Consider the following 14,637-nt stretch of genomic DNA (forward strand, 5'->3'; position numbering starts at 1 on the left):
ACATCAATTGATGTGGCATTATTTTTTTTACCAACCTTATTTCATATGATATTGATTAAAAACATGTTGATTGCCCTCTTTATCGAAAGCAATTACTTGATAAGGGTCTGTATTCCCAGGAATATCCATCCCTGGTGAAGAAGCTGGCATTCCTGGCACTGCAAGACCAGCAAGCACAGGCTTATTACGTAATAAACGCTTGATATCTTTTACAGGAACATGTCCTTCAAGCGCATAACCTTCCACCACTGCGGTATGACATGATGTCAGTTCAGCAGTAATGCCATGCTTTTTACGCAGCGCAATGTTGTTTTCTTGCTCAACAATAATCACGTTAAATCCAGCTTCCTGTACCTGTTCAGCCCAAGCGGTACAACAGCCACAGTAGGGTGATTTATACATCGTTAAATCCGTCGCAAATGCGGCACCAGTAAAAAAAGTAAGGGTTAAAAATAAAGTGTGTAATTTTCTCATCGAAGACTCCAATAAATGGTAATTGTTTAGAAATATAGATTAATAATAGCAATCGAATTCATAGCAACGGGATTTACAAAGTGCTCTATAATCGCACAGGAAAAATGACTAATACCAATTCCACTAATATAGTGTTCAAATTTTACGTAGGAAAAAGGAGGTAGCACAAGGCGAAAGTTACAGTAAATAGTTGTTCTATTTGCAAAACTTTTAACGCAGAGATAGCTCCTTTTAACCAGTAAAAATGATCAGTTATTTAATGGATTTGGTATTAATTTAGGCGAAAGTTGCTATAAATATAGTTAAACAATAGGAGGTCGGAATCGACGCAGGTTAACAGCAGGTCGTGGGGATAAACTTATATCGCTATAAGCGTTGAGTTGATAGGAAGAAAAATGGCTAACATTTGTTATTTTTGGTAAAAAGTAAAAGCTCGGCGCACCATTAGCACAACATTGCAGTGACAGTGCTATACACTGTTTTTCGTCTAAACATGGCTGTTTAGTCGATTCTGTTTTACTCCCCATATGATGCTCTGCCATACCAGTGGAGGGGGTTAAGTTAACCGCCATCATTGCAGGAGAAAAAAGAAACATCCAAAAGGAGAATAGTGTCAGTAAAATTTTCATACTGTTAACACTACGCTATCCCCCTAGGTAAAGGTCAATCCTTCAAAAAGATTTTAATAACTCGCTATGATAGTTTTTGAGATCTAAGCTAACGTCGTATTTAACTAATAATGCATCAAGCTCGCGCTGTGACTTTTCAAGCTGCGAAAGAGTGATCGTATTATCATCTAATGACCAAAGCTGACGTGAGCCACTATAGCTAAACTGCAAGGCTAGCATGGCATTACTATCTCCCATTTGTGCTGCCTGTTGTATTTTAGTAATTTTTCTCGCAACAAGATTTAGCGCCTGTTTTAATTTCCATACATAAAGAACTTCCACTAAAAAAGGGTGTTCTTTATTGGCTTTGATGACTGTACCTGCTATCAATACACTGACGATCACGCCCAATAGATTCCAATGGAAATGAGTGCCCTCCTGCGCGGGAAAGAGATAGATCAACAACTGCGCTATCGCGAGACTGCTCACGACTAAAAAAATGATACAAGCAATCATGACAATATTGAAATGACGACGGTAACGGCTTTTATCAATATCGATAAGTAACATAATATTCCTTTAAAAATGTAATACCAATTCAGCTAATATAGTGATCAAATATTACGCAGGAAAAAGTAGTTAGTTCAAGGCGAAAATTGATGTAAATGGTTGTTCCCTTTACGAAATTTTTAACGCTGAAATAGCTTCTTTAACCAATAAGATTGAGCCGTTATTTAGTGGATTTGGTATAATAAAAAAGGCTACCTAATTGCTCAGGTAGCCTTCACTATTCGTTTAAGTTATTAGCTGACTAATAACTAACCTACAATGCGCTTATGTAACTCTTGTACAGAGTTAACGGTTGCTTCATCAGCTGTTGGGTCAGCAGTATGTGCCTGACAAGTCGCTAGTGAACCGTTTAGAGTCGTTGTGTAGTTTACTTTGTAACGCAGTGCTGCACGACGTAGTTGACGCGAATCTTCAATCGCAACACGCCCTTCCGTAGTATTAACAATGTAGCTGTACTCAGAGTTTTTAATACGGTCAAGGATATGTGGACGACCTTCGTGTACTTTATTCACAAGACGCGCGTTAATGCCCGCTTCCTGTAAAATAATCATCGTACCGTGTGTCGCATCAATTTCGTAACCTAAATCAAGCAGGTTTTTAGCTAACTTAGCAACACGTTTCTTATCGCTGTTACGAACAGAAACTAATGCACGACCAATTGAAGGCACTTCTTTCGTCGAACCTAACTCCGCTTTCGCATAGGCTTCAGCAAAGGTGTTACCCGCACCCATTACCTCACCCGTTGAACGCATTTCTGGACCTAAGATCGGATCAGAACCTGGGAATTTGTTAAACGGAAGTACAACTTCTTTAACGCTGTAGTATGGTGGAATAACTTCTTTTGTTACGCCTAACTCTTTCAGCGTTTTACCCGCCATGACACTTGCACCAATTTTAGCAATCGGTACACCCGTTGCTTTTGATACAAATGGTACTGTACGTGCAGCACGAGGGTTTACTTCGATCATGTAAACTTCGTTATCTTTTACTGCAAGCTGTGTATTCATCAGACCAACTACACCTAGCTCAAGTGCTAACGCTTTGATGTAACCACGCATCTCATCTTGGATCTCTGCATTTAATGTGTATGCAGGAAGAGAACATGCTGAGTCACCAGAGTGAACACCCGCTTGTTCGATATGCTCCATGATACCGCCGATAATTACATCAGTACCGTCACAGATTGCATCGATATCAACTTCAACCGCGTCATCAAGGAAACGATCAAGTAGGACAGGAGATTCATTCGAAACGCTTACCGCTTCTTTGAAGTAACGACGTAAATCAACTTCATCGTATACGATTTCCATTGCGCGACCACCCAATACATAAGATGGACGTACCACTAACGGATAACCGATACGTTTTGCTGATTCAACGGCTTGCTCAAGTGTAGTTACTGTGTCGTTTTCTGGCTGTTTAAGACCTAAACGCTCAACCACTTGTTGGAAACGCTCACGGTCTTCTGCACGGTCAATCGCTTCAGGTGAAGTACCAATAATTGGCACACCAGCAGCTTCAAGTGCACGCGCTAATTTAAGTGGCGTTTGACCACCGTATTGAACAATCACGCCTTTTGGTTTTTCAACACGCACGATTTCAAGTACATCTTCAAGAGTAATTGATTCGAAGTATAAACGATCTGAGGTATCGTAATCGGTAGAAACCGTTTCTGGGTTACAGTTAACCATGATCGTTTCATAACCGTCTGCACGCATTGCCATTGCAGCGTGTACACAACAGTAATCGAATTCAATACCTTGACCGATACGGTTAGGACCACCACCAATGATCATGATTTTATCATTATCAGTTGGGTTAGCTTCACACTCTTCATCGTAAGATGAGTACATGTAAGCTGTATCAGATGAAAATTCAGCAGCACAGGTATCTACACGTTTGTAAACCGGGTGTAAGTTAAATTTTTCACGTAACTTACGAATTTCAGTTTCAGTCACACCAACCACATCTGCGATGCGGCTATCGGCAAAACCTTTACGCTTAAGACGCTTAAGAACAGCTTCATCAAGACCGCGTAAACCACCCTCTGCCACTTTTTTCTCTTCAAGGATAAGGTCTTCGATTTGTACAAGGAACCAGTTATCGATCATTGTGATTGCATGAATCTCTTCCATGCTCATTCCTAAACGGAATGCATCACCGATGTACCAAATTCGCTCAGCACCCGCTTCACGTAATTCGTATAAAACCTTCTCTTTTGCGTCAGCATCGTTCAAATCAACCATTGGGCTGAAACCATCAGCACCAACTTCTAAGCCTCTTAATGCTTTTTGAAGTGATTCTTGTTGGTTACGACCAATCGCCATCACTTCACCAACCGATTTCATCTGTGTCGTTAAACGGTCATTTGAGTTAGCAAATTTTTCGAAGTTAAAACGTGGAATTTTTGTTACAACGTAATCGATTGTTGGCTCAAATGACGCAGGAGTTTTACCACCAGTAATATCATTTTGTAACTCATCAAGTGTGTAACCAATCGCTAGTTTTGCAGCAATCTTAGCAATCGGGAAGCCCGTTGCTTTAGACGCTAATGCAGATGAACGAGATACACGTGGGTTCATCTCGATTAATACCATACGGCCATCAGCCGGGTTAATACCAAACTGTACGTTTGAACCACCTGTTTCAACACCAATCTCACGCAGTACTGCTAATGAAGCATTACGCATTAGCTGATATTCTTTATCAGTTAATGTTTGTGCTGGTGCAACAGTGATTGAGTCACCCGTGTGGATGCCCATTGGGTCAAAGTTTTCAATCGCACAAACAATGATACAGTTGTCGTTTTTATCACGAACCACTTCCATCTCGTACTCTTTCCAACCAATTAAAGATTCATCAATCAATAACTCGCTTGTTGGTGAAAGGTCAAGACCGTTTGAACAGATATCATCAAACTCTTCTTTGTTATATGCAATACCACCACCTGTACCACCCATCGTAAACGATGGACGAATAATACAAGGGAAGCCAACCATATCTAATACTTCATAAGCTTCATCCATTGAGTGCGCAATACCTGCACGTGGACACTCAAGACCAATGCTTTTCATGGCTGCGTCAAAACGGCTACGATCTTCTGCTTTGTCAATGGCATCAGCAGTTGCACCGATCATTTCAACATTGTATTTAGCTAGTACGCCTTTCTCTTCAAGCTCTAATGCACAGTTAAGTGCCGTTTGGCCCCCCATGGTGGGTAATACTGCACATGGGCGCTCTTTAGCGATAATTTTTTCTACAACTTCCCAATGAATTGGCTCGATGTACGTTGCATCAGCCATCTCAGGGTCAGTCATAATTGTTGCAGGGTTAGAGTTAACCAATACAACACGGTAACCTTCCTCTTTTAACGCTTTACAAGCTTGTGCGCCTGAGTAGTCAAACTCACAGGCTTGACCGATAACAATCGGCCCCGCACCAATAATTAGGATGGTTTTTAAGTCATTACGTTTTGGCATCTGAAATTACCTTTCTCTATGTATTCTATATGTCTGATTAACTAAGCGTTTTTGTACTGTTCAATCAATTCAATGAAGTGATCAAATAGTGGCGCAGCATCATGTGGCCCCGGACTTGCTTCTGGGTGCCCTTGGAAACTAAATGCAGCTTTATCAGTACGATGAATACCTTGTAGAGAACCATCAAACAGTGATACATGCGTTGCACGTAAGTTTGCAGGTAATGTTGTTTCATCAGCAGCAAAACCATGGTTTTGGCTGGTGATCATCACTACATTACGATCTAAATCTTTCACTGGGTGGTTGGCACCGTGATGACCAAATTTCATTTTCACTGTTTTAGCGCCACTTGCGAGTGCTAATAATTGGTGACCTAAACAGATACCAAATACTGGAATATCCGTTTTTAAAATCTCTTGAATCGCTTCGATTGCATAGGTACATGGCTCTGGATCACCAGGACCATTTGATAAGAAGATACCATCTGGGTTCATTGCTAACACTTCGCTAGCTGGCGTTTGAGCAGGTACTACCGTTAGTTTACAATCGCGGTCAGCTAACATACGAAGAATGTTACGCTTAACACCGTAGTCGTAAGCAACAACGTGGTATTTAGCATCTGCTTTCGCTTCTGGCAAACCACCTGTTAATGTCCAACTACCCTGTGACCATACAAATGACTCAGCCGTTGTTACTTCTTTTGCTAAATCCATGCCTTTTAGGCCAGGAAATGCTTTAGCTTGTGCAAGCGCGCTCTCTGCATCGATATTTTCGCCAGCAATAACACACCCAGCTTGTGCGCCTTTTTCACGTAAAATTCGTGTCAGTTTACGCGTATCAATATCTGCAATACCAACCACGTTACGTGCTTTTAGGTAATCGCTTAAAGATGCTTGGTTACGGAAGTTGCTTGCAAGAAGCGGTAGATCTCGGATAACTAAACCACAGGCATGAATAGAAGTAGATTCTTCATCTTCATCATTTGTTCCTGTGTTTCCGATGTGAGGGTAAGTAAGTGTAACAATTTGGCGTGCGTAAGAAGGATCGGTAAGAATTTCTTGGTAACCCGTCATCGACGTGTTAAAAACAACTTCACCAACAGAACTTCCTTCGGCGCCTATTGAGACACCTTCAAAAATAGTTCCATCTTCCAATACCAGTATGGCCGAATGACTCAAGATAACCTCCATGAAGAAAACAATAAAATAATTTGTACGATGCTATTTTATGATGCCTTGGCGGAATAATTATCCAATACCAATCTTTATAAGTATCTGGTCTGTCTAGCTGATCAAAATAATAAATACCTGCGTTGCATTCAATCGCAATAGCTCCGCTATTACTCAATCATGCCCTTGCTTTTTATCATTTTTTCTTCGCAAGCCCTGACCAAAATATTATACAGATTGGTATAATTTTCCGCCAAAAGTTCATAAATTTTGGCAAATTCGCGATAGTTTATAGATCTTCCGCACAATTAACCAATCAATTTTATGTTTTTAGAGAAATAAATAGTGAAATAATAAAAAAGAAAGAGTAAAAGCAAAAAATGGCTAATTAAATTAGCCATTTGAGTTTATTTGTGAGTGTAAAACGGGTTTATGAAAGCACTTTGAAAAGCGTTAATGTTGCAGGTATAGTGGGTAAAAGCAACGCAACAATTAGGCCTAGAAAGTGACTAACTGAGTATGGGTCTTTAAAGTTTTCTTCTGACACGGTAGATTCCTTAATTGGTTAATAATATTTTTTGATCTAAATCAATTTTGCGAATCATACAGTAAGTTATCCGCGCTAAACACTGAACAAAAGTACGGTTATTTTCCTAACTAAAGGTTTACTATGCAAAATTTACTCGCAACATCTAGCAATCCAATCTGGTCGTATTTTTCAACTATCTGCTCTATCCCTCATCCTTCTAAACATGAACAACAACTCGTTGATTGGGTAACAAAATGGGCAGCAGAAAAAAGCATTAATTGTACACAAGATGAAATAGGTAACCTCATTTTAACCAAACCAGCTTCAAGCGGTTATGAAGAGAAAACGCCGGTTATCTTGCAGGCGCATCTTGATATGGTGCCTCAAAAAAACAGTGATAGCTCGCATGACTTTTTAACCGACCCGATCACACCTATCGTAAAAGGCGAATGGTTGCATGCCGATAATACGACACTAGGCGCCGACAATGGTATCGGTATGGCAAGTTGTTTAGCAGTACTTGCTGATAACAGTTTGCAACATGGTCCTTTAGAAGTGTTATTAACGACCGATGAAGAAACAGGTATGACGGGTGCATTTGGTTTGCAAGCGGGAGCGTTAAAAGGCCGTATTTTAATTAACACCGACTCAGAGCAAGAGGGTGAGTTATATGTGGGTTGTGCGGGAGGGATTAATGTTAATGTTGATCTGCCCTACGAAAAAATGGAACCAGAAGTGGATTGTGCAGCCTATGAAATTAGTCTAACCGGCCTCAAAGGTGGTCATTCTGGCTGTGATATTAATCTTGGTCGCGCGAATGCGATTAAAGAGCTCGCCGGTGTATTAGATAATATCGATGGTGTACCGTTTTTTATCTCGCGTTTTGAGGGGGGTAGCTTACGTAATGCAATTCCACGTGAAGCAAAAGCGGTCATCGTCTGTGATCCACAGTATCAAAATAGTTTAGAGTTATTGATCAATACGTTACAAGTAACAATTGCAGCGAAGTATCAAGATATTGAAGAAAACCTGACACTCAGCGTAAAAACAACCGATTTACCACAATCCATTCTTACTCACGATAGCCAAACGGCTTTATTAAGTAGTATTCTCAATTGTAAAAATGGTGTTTTCAACATGGATAGTAACTTCTCTGATGTTGTGCAAACCTCTAGCAATATTGGTGTGATCACACAGACAACCGATAACAACCTAAACTTCCAAATTCAGGTTTTAATTCGCTCGCAGGTAGAGCAAGAAAAATTACAACAAGCGAATGAGATACAGGCTCACTTTGAACAGTTTGCAGCTGTTGTTCGCCAAGATGGTAATTATCCAGGTTGGACACCTAATCCTGAGTCTGCAATTTACAAGGTGATGGAAGCACAATACATTGCACTGTTCTCTGAAAAACCAAAAACTATGGTTATTCATGCAGGTTTAGAGTGTGGTTTATTTAGCGATAACTACCCGGACTGGGATATGATTTCTGTTGGACCAACGATTAAATTCCCACATAGCCCTGATGAGAAAGTTGAAATAGCAACCGTTGATAAATACTGGAAATTACTGACTACGACACTCAAGGCGCTAGACTGATTTAAGTCCTAATATTGACAATATAAACATTCACTCCGCTCAAAACAGCTCTTTAATTGGAGTGAATGTTAACAAGTAACAGCGCTCATCTTTTGAATTATATTGCTATTATCGCACCACACCGTATTCAAGAGCCCCCAAATCCGGTGCTTTGCCTTGATAAGATAGAGACAGTGAATCCCCCTCTTGCCAATTAACCACCCTATCTAAAATCAATGAATGTGTGACGTAATCAATCTGTACAATAGTGGCTAGTTGATTGCCTCTTTTAATCTCTATTACATCGCCAGCAAGCCCTTTAATATCATGCCCTGCTGAAAAAAATCGAGCATCTTTTACCTGCAACAGCTTGCCTTGACCACTTTTACTAGTGATGGTGGTTAAAAATGTGCCAGCATCAACCATTGGGCTGTTTTTTGTTAATTGAAAGTTGTCATTCTCAACACTTTCAAAAAGCGGATCTTTGGCAATATTTTGATCAAATTGCACGGCTAAATAACTGCCCTCATAATCATAAATCGAATAATGCTTATCATCGCCCCAAACTCCGATCACCTGCTCGCCCAAAACACTGCCGATGTTGTTATTAAAAAACCAATTGTTACCAAACTTTTTACTGAACAATAACTGCTTGGCATTTTTATCAGTGCAACTTTTACGACTGACACCTTGATTATTCCACAGGATATTATTCACAATTTCGTTACCCCGTTGTATTTTTATCTCTTTACCAACACCAATACCCACACACCAATTATTATAAAAAGTATTGTGATAAATACGATTATCGTAGTTGTATAATGCTTCGCTAGGATAAGAAGTAATACCGATTCCGACATTAGTACGATAGAATTGATTAAAACGGATGATCCCTGTTTGCCCTGCATACTGAATACCATTACCGCCACTAGCCGAATAATAGCGTACTGCATCATGAAATAGATTATGCTCGATAATATTATGACGCGTTCTATCAAGCACGGCATCGGCTTGGGCAAAAGTGCCATTTCCATGCCATGACATGGTAGCAGCTTCACAGTCAAATACCGATCCTATTTTTTGTTGCTTATTACTAAACTCATTACCTCGAATAACATTGTAATTGCCACATTTTATATTCCAGATATCGTGTCCTGCTAGGTCCATGCGATTATTTTCAATCAGGTTATGATCGGAATGCACCAAGGCTAAACTGTCGGTACCTTTATAAAAATAGCTATCTGTTATTTTATTAAAGTGGCTAAATGCGATATACAAACCGCCACGTTTACTTTTTCCTCGGCCTTCGTTCCAAAGGCTAGACTCTATAAACTGCGCATCATGAATAATATTATGATGCGAATTAAGCAACCGGCCAAAGCCCACCGAGCCACTGACTTCGAGACCACTGATCAGGTTGTAATCGCTTTGATCAATCCATAGAGGCCCATACTGCTGAGCTTTATCCACTGAATTTGTATTTAATAAACGTACCTTTTCGCCTTGATAAGCAACGAAACCGATGTAACTGTTATCACGCCCCGAATGGATAATGTGCAGTGGCTCTTGATAATCGCCTTCACGAATGAAAAAAAGAGTTCCTGCAGTCGCCTGCTGCGTTGCCTGCTTTAAAGTAGTAAAGAGTTGATATTGACCATTACCACAACGACGTGTTTTGGGATCATAGTTGTCACAGGAAGCATTAATGCGTTTATCGACAAATACAATTTTCTCAAAGGCGGGGAGCTGAAAGCGTTCAATAAGCGCTTGCACAGAGCGAGGTTGCGCATAGGAAAAAGAGATAAAAAAGAGGAGGGCAAATATGCCCACTAATTTGATTAATTGTGACATATTCACTCCGATTTAGGCTACAGCTTTAGCGTTTAGCAAATTGGAAAAGATCAAAAAAGTTTTTCGTGGTAACTTGCGCGACCTCTTCCAAACTGACTCCCTTTAACTGCGCAACAAATTTGGCAACATCATAGGTGAACGCGGGCTCATTCTCTTGACCACGATGTGGCACAGGTGCTAAATAAGGTGCGTCGGTTTCAACTAATAAACGTTCAAGTGGTATAGCGGTAATCACCTCTTGCAACTCTTTCGCATTTTTAAAGGTAACAATGCCCGACACGGAAATATAAAAGCCCATCTCCATGGCCGCCTCTGCCATTTCAAGCGATTCGGTAAAGCAATGTAATACTCCGCCGACTTGCTCAGCGCCCTCTTCGCGAAGAATATCTAAGGTTTCTTGGCGTGCATCACGCGTATGAATAATAAGTGGCTTATTAAGTTTTTTAGCAACCCGGATCTGTTTACGAAAACAATCAATTTGCCATTCTTTGGTTTCTGCAGCATAGAAAAAATCTAAGCCTGTTTCGCCGATTGCGACCACTTTATCACTACTTGCGTAGTCCAACAAAAGCGCTTCATCAAGCACATCATCGGGACGTTTTTCATCATAATATAAAGGATGAACACCGCAGCTACTAAAAATTTCATCGTGGCCTTTGATAAGCTCAGCCATGGTAGGATAATCATCAAGAGTGACACAAACACTCATCAAATAATCTATACCCATCGATTTTGCTTTATTTACCACATCATTTAAGTCTTTATGTTTTTTCTTATAATCTAAACGATCTAAATGGCAGTGTGAATCGACTAACATGCGCTCTTTTCCTTGAATTCATTTTTAATTTTTATTAGCAACGATGAGATTAAAAGCTCTTTTTTCAAGCCACTATGCTCGACTAATAAAGTACGTACTTTTAACACTTCATTGCACAGCAAGCGAAGGCTTTTTAAACTAAGTTGCTCACTCCAAATTTGTAACTGTGGCAATGCAAAGGCATACACCGCATGCTCATCTAATGGTTGTGTGGTTAATTTTATTTTGTGTAACTCATGCAACATGAAAAACAGTAACTGCAAACGCGATTCCACACTTTGGGCAATAAATTGGCTAAATTCAAATAGCCGTTCGCCTTGATGTAATAGCGCGAATAAGCCTTCAACGCACTGACGCCGCTCATCTTGCGCTTCACCATTTTGCAGTGCAATAAGGTAATTTAATAACAATAACGGGCAGTTTTGAAACTGTGTTAAAACACCTTTATCACTAACCTGTACCTGTTGTGAAGCAAGCCAGTTTACTAGTTCTGCATCAGAAGGGGGATGGATATGGGTATGTTGGATACGACTATAGAGTGTTGGCATTAATTGATGATGGGTTCGCGCAAGCAGAATAATATAACTGTTGCCCTGTGGTTCTTCGAGTGTTTTTAATAACGCATTAGCGGCCGCAGTTGTCAGTAGCTGTGCTTCTTTGATCACCACCACTTTATTATCACCAAGGTGTGGGCGTTCATTTAGCGCATCAATGAGATTACGTACCTGCTCAATACCGATTGCTTTATTGGATTCACTTTGTAAAAGATGAAAATCAAGGTGATTATGTGCTTCAAACAGATGACATGAATGGCACTTTCCACAGGCATCTGAGTGTTGTTTATTACTACAAAGTAAATATTTTGCCGTTTGTTGTGCCAGTTTGAACTTACCTAAGCCACTATTACCTGTGAAAAGTAAACCATGCGCAAAACGACCTGATTGAAAACTTTTCACTAAAGTATTAAAAACAGGAGTTAACCAAGGCGTACTCACAGGTGTTAGGTTATCAATCAGCATTAATTATAGCCTTGCAAGCCAGTTATCTAACTGTTTGAAAATCGCCTTTTCAACTAACTCAGGTGTTTCACTGGCATCAATAGTAACAGCATTTTTTTCCGCTTTAGTCAGTGAAAGAAACACTTGTCTGGTACGCTCAAAAAAATCGATAGCCAATCGCTCTATACGATCTAGCTCCCCTCGACCTCGCGCACGACTTAACCCAAGCTCGGGATCAATATCTAAATATAGGGTGAAATCGGCTTTAAAATCTCCCAAAGAAACCTGCTTGATATCTTCAATTAATTGTAAATCGATACCACGTCCTCCGCCTTGATAGGCTAACGAACTCCAGTTATGACGATCGCCAATAACCACATGCTGGTTATTTTGTGCGGGTTTAATAACATGCTCAACTAACTGCACTCGCGCAGCATACATTAACAGTAACTCCGCTTTGTCCTTTAAAGTTTCACCAACTACGTCCATTTTTACAATGTCGCGTATTCTCTCCGCAAGTTCAGTACCGCCGGGTTCACGGGTATATGTAATTTGCTCACTTGGCATATTGTTTTTCGCCAACCATTTAGCGATATATGAGATTGCAGTACTTTTACCAGCGCCCTCTAATCCCTCTATAACAATAAATTTTCCTGCCAGTTTATCGGTAACAGCCATTTTACTTTCCTAAAATATATTTTTGTACGGCGCGATTATGCTCTTTCAAGTTTTTTGAAAAGTAAGAGGTGCCATCACCTTTACTAACGAAATAAAGAAACTTCGTTTTAGCCGGATGTAAAGTGGCATAAAGCGCAGCTTCGCTAGGCATTGCAATCGGAGTAGGCGGTAAACCATCAATACGATAAGTATTGTAAGCGGTTTTCTCACGTAAGTCTTTGCTGCGAATACGTCCATCATAACGTTCACCCATACCATAAATAACGGTAGGATCAGTCTGTAAACGCATACCGATACGTAAACGGTTAACAAACACCGATGATATTTTATCGCGATCGTCAGATAAGCCGCTCTCTTTTTCAATGATTGAAGCCATGATCAAAGCTTCATAGGGAGTTTTATAAGGCAAGCCCGCTTCACGTTCATCCCATAGCTTATTCAGCACTGTGAGTTGATGTTGATAGGCTTTTTTGATTATTTTATAGGCGCTCATGTTGGCACGATAATGATAAGTTTCAGGAAACAGTAGCCCTTCCAATTTAGCATGTGGGATACCTAACTCATCAAGCAACTCCTTCTCTGATTTCTGAAGAGGCTGTAGATATTCAGCCTCTTCGATAATCGCAAGCCACTCTTTAAAAGTACTACCTTCGATAAACGTCACCTTGAACTGAAACTCTTTACCGGTATTAATGATTAGCAAAATATCCTCAAGACTCGCGCCCTCTTTTATTTGGTAAGTGCCTGATCGAATCTGAGTTAACTCAGGCCTCAATTTACCAATTATTTTCCACCATCGTAGATCCGCTACAATCGATTGTGCTAAAAACTCATCGCCAAGGCCCGTATAATGACTACCTTCAGAAACAGTAATTAGCTGGGTTTTATCGATTCGAGGAAAGGTTAGGTAATCATCTATCTGCTGTTTAGCAAAGAACAGTGCTACAAGCCCTAAAATGAAGAGTAACGAGAATGCACTGGCTATTTTTTTAAAACTCACTTTTCATTTTCTCCTTGATCAATTAAAGATTGTAACTCAGTACAATCGTTCAAACTGAGTAACTGTTGTTGATATTTTTTTACAGGTACAATGCCCATTAGCGCATTACTCAAACAGATAGCGCGCGCCCCCATTAGCTCATCTTTATGAATTTTTCGTTCGCCAACCGCTATGCCACTTTGTGCTGCCAAGGTTAATATATTTCGACGTTGTACACCCGCGACTCCACTCGTATCAATAATTGGGGTATACCAGCCCGCTGAAAAAAGAATAAACAGATTAGCTGTGCAACCTTCAATGACATACCCATTATCATCACAAACGATGCCTTCTAGCGCATGTTGACTCTCTAACTCATGCTTAATCAAGACTTGTTCTAATCGATTTAAGCTTTTAAGACCCGCGAGTCGTTTGTTACTCGATAAGGTTGTTTGGCAATGGATGATATCAATGCCCTCTTTTTGCCAGGCTGAATAAAACTCAGGATAGGCCGAAGTTAAGATAATACGTAATGGAGAATCACACCCTTCCGCGCTGTACCCTCGCCCACCACTACCTCGAGTGAGGATCACTTTGATAACTTGTGATGCTTTATCACTAACATTAGTGGCGATTTGCATCACTTCAGTCGTGAGTAAAGTCCAGTCAACCTCTGGAAAAAACAGTCGCTGTGCACCAAGCTGCAGACGTTGTAAATGATACGGCCATAATTGTACTTCGCCATATTCAACTTTAATGGTCGAGAAAAGGCCATCACCGTAGGCTAAGCCACGATCTAGGGCATCAATTTGATCTGTTTTTAATCCATTAATTAACATAAGCTCTTTTCTTTAGGCATAAAAAAACCCGACCTGTAAGTCGGGTTTTTATTATAACGAGAATTACT

General features: G+C 40.2%; 12 protein-coding genes. 1 reads left to right on the forward strand and 11 read right to left on the reverse strand.

Annotation, left to right across the window (positions count from 1 at the left end; all coding sequences use genetic code 11):
• Positions 1–36: 36 nt before the first annotated feature.
• The 5 genes from CW745_RS04000 to carA form a co-directional block, all read right to left on the reverse strand.
• Positions 37–474 (reverse strand): DUF411 domain-containing protein, encoded by a 438-nt coding sequence (locus tag CW745_RS04000; protein ID WP_101107229.1) that lies wholly within the window; start codon positions 472–474, stop codon positions 37–39.
• A gap of 302 nt (positions 475–776) precedes the next feature.
• A complete protein-coding gene (locus CW745_RS04005) occupies positions 777–1,103 on the reverse strand; it encodes a hypothetical protein (RefSeq protein WP_101107230.1) in 327 nt (108 codons plus the stop codon).
• Between the two features lie 42 nt (positions 1,104–1,145).
• Positions 1,146–1,652 carry a DUF3087 domain-containing protein gene (locus tag CW745_RS04010; protein ID WP_101107231.1) on the reverse strand — a complete coding sequence of 169 codons (507 nt, stop codon included), beginning with the start codon at positions 1,650–1,652 and terminating at the stop codon, positions 1,146–1,148.
• A gap of 248 nt (positions 1,653–1,900) precedes the next feature.
• Positions 1,901–5,131, reverse strand: coding sequence for a carbamoyl-phosphate synthase large subunit (carB, locus tag CW745_RS04015; protein ID WP_101107232.1), 3,231 nt, complete (start codon positions 5,129–5,131; stop codon positions 1,901–1,903).
• 41 nt (positions 5,132–5,172) lie between these two features.
• Positions 5,173–6,321 (reverse strand): glutamine-hydrolyzing carbamoyl-phosphate synthase small subunit, encoded by a 1,149-nt coding sequence (carA, locus tag CW745_RS04020; protein ID WP_202973152.1) that lies wholly within the window; start codon positions 6,319–6,321, stop codon positions 5,173–5,175.
• 649 nt (positions 6,322–6,970) lie between these two features.
• Between carA and CW745_RS04025 the strand changes: the two genes are divergently transcribed.
• Positions 6,971–8,428, forward strand: coding sequence for an aminoacyl-histidine dipeptidase (locus CW745_RS04025; RefSeq protein ID WP_101107234.1), 1,458 nt, complete (start codon positions 6,971–6,973; stop codon positions 8,426–8,428).
• A 108-nt stretch (positions 8,429–8,536) separates the two neighbouring features.
• On the opposite strand, the gene CW745_RS04030 is transcribed toward CW745_RS04025, so the two are convergent.
• From CW745_RS04030 to pabC, 6 genes are read right to left on the reverse strand one after another with little or no spacing between them, the layout of a single operon-like run.
• Positions 8,537–10,258: a NosD domain-containing protein gene (locus CW745_RS04030; RefSeq protein WP_101107235.1), complete on the reverse strand. Its 1,722-nt coding sequence runs from the start codon at positions 10,256–10,258 to the stop codon at positions 8,537–8,539.
• Between the two features lie 25 nt (positions 10,259–10,283).
• Positions 10,284–11,075, reverse strand: coding sequence for a TatD family hydrolase (locus tag CW745_RS04035; RefSeq protein WP_101107236.1), 792 nt, complete (start codon positions 11,073–11,075; stop codon positions 10,284–10,286).
• Entirely contained in the window at positions 11,069–12,094 is a 1,026-nt protein-coding gene (holB, locus tag CW745_RS04040) for a DNA polymerase III subunit delta' (RefSeq protein WP_101107237.1), read from the reverse strand. Before holB ends, CW745_RS04035 begins: the two co-directional genes overlap by 7 nt.
• 3 nt (positions 12,095–12,097) lie before the next feature.
• Complete coding sequence (gene tmk / locus CW745_RS04045; protein WP_202973153.1) at positions 12,098–12,751, reverse strand: dTMP kinase; 654 nt, start codon at positions 12,749–12,751, stop codon at positions 12,098–12,100.
• Between the two features lies 1 nt (position 12,752).
• Positions 12,753–13,751 (reverse strand): endolytic transglycosylase MltG, encoded by a 999-nt coding sequence (mltG, locus tag CW745_RS04050; protein WP_101107238.1) that lies wholly within the window; start codon positions 13,749–13,751, stop codon positions 12,753–12,755.
• A complete protein-coding gene (gene pabC, locus CW745_RS04055; RefSeq protein WP_101107239.1) occupies positions 13,748–14,569 on the reverse strand; it encodes an aminodeoxychorismate lyase in 822 nt (273 codons plus the stop codon). Before pabC ends, mltG begins: the two co-directional genes overlap by 4 nt.
• Positions 14,570–14,637: the final 68 nt, after the last annotated feature.

The sequence above is a fragment of the Psychromonas sp. psych-6C06 genome, from assembly GCF_002835465.1.
Lineage (GTDB): Bacteria > Pseudomonadota > Gammaproteobacteria > Enterobacterales > Psychromonadaceae > Psychromonas.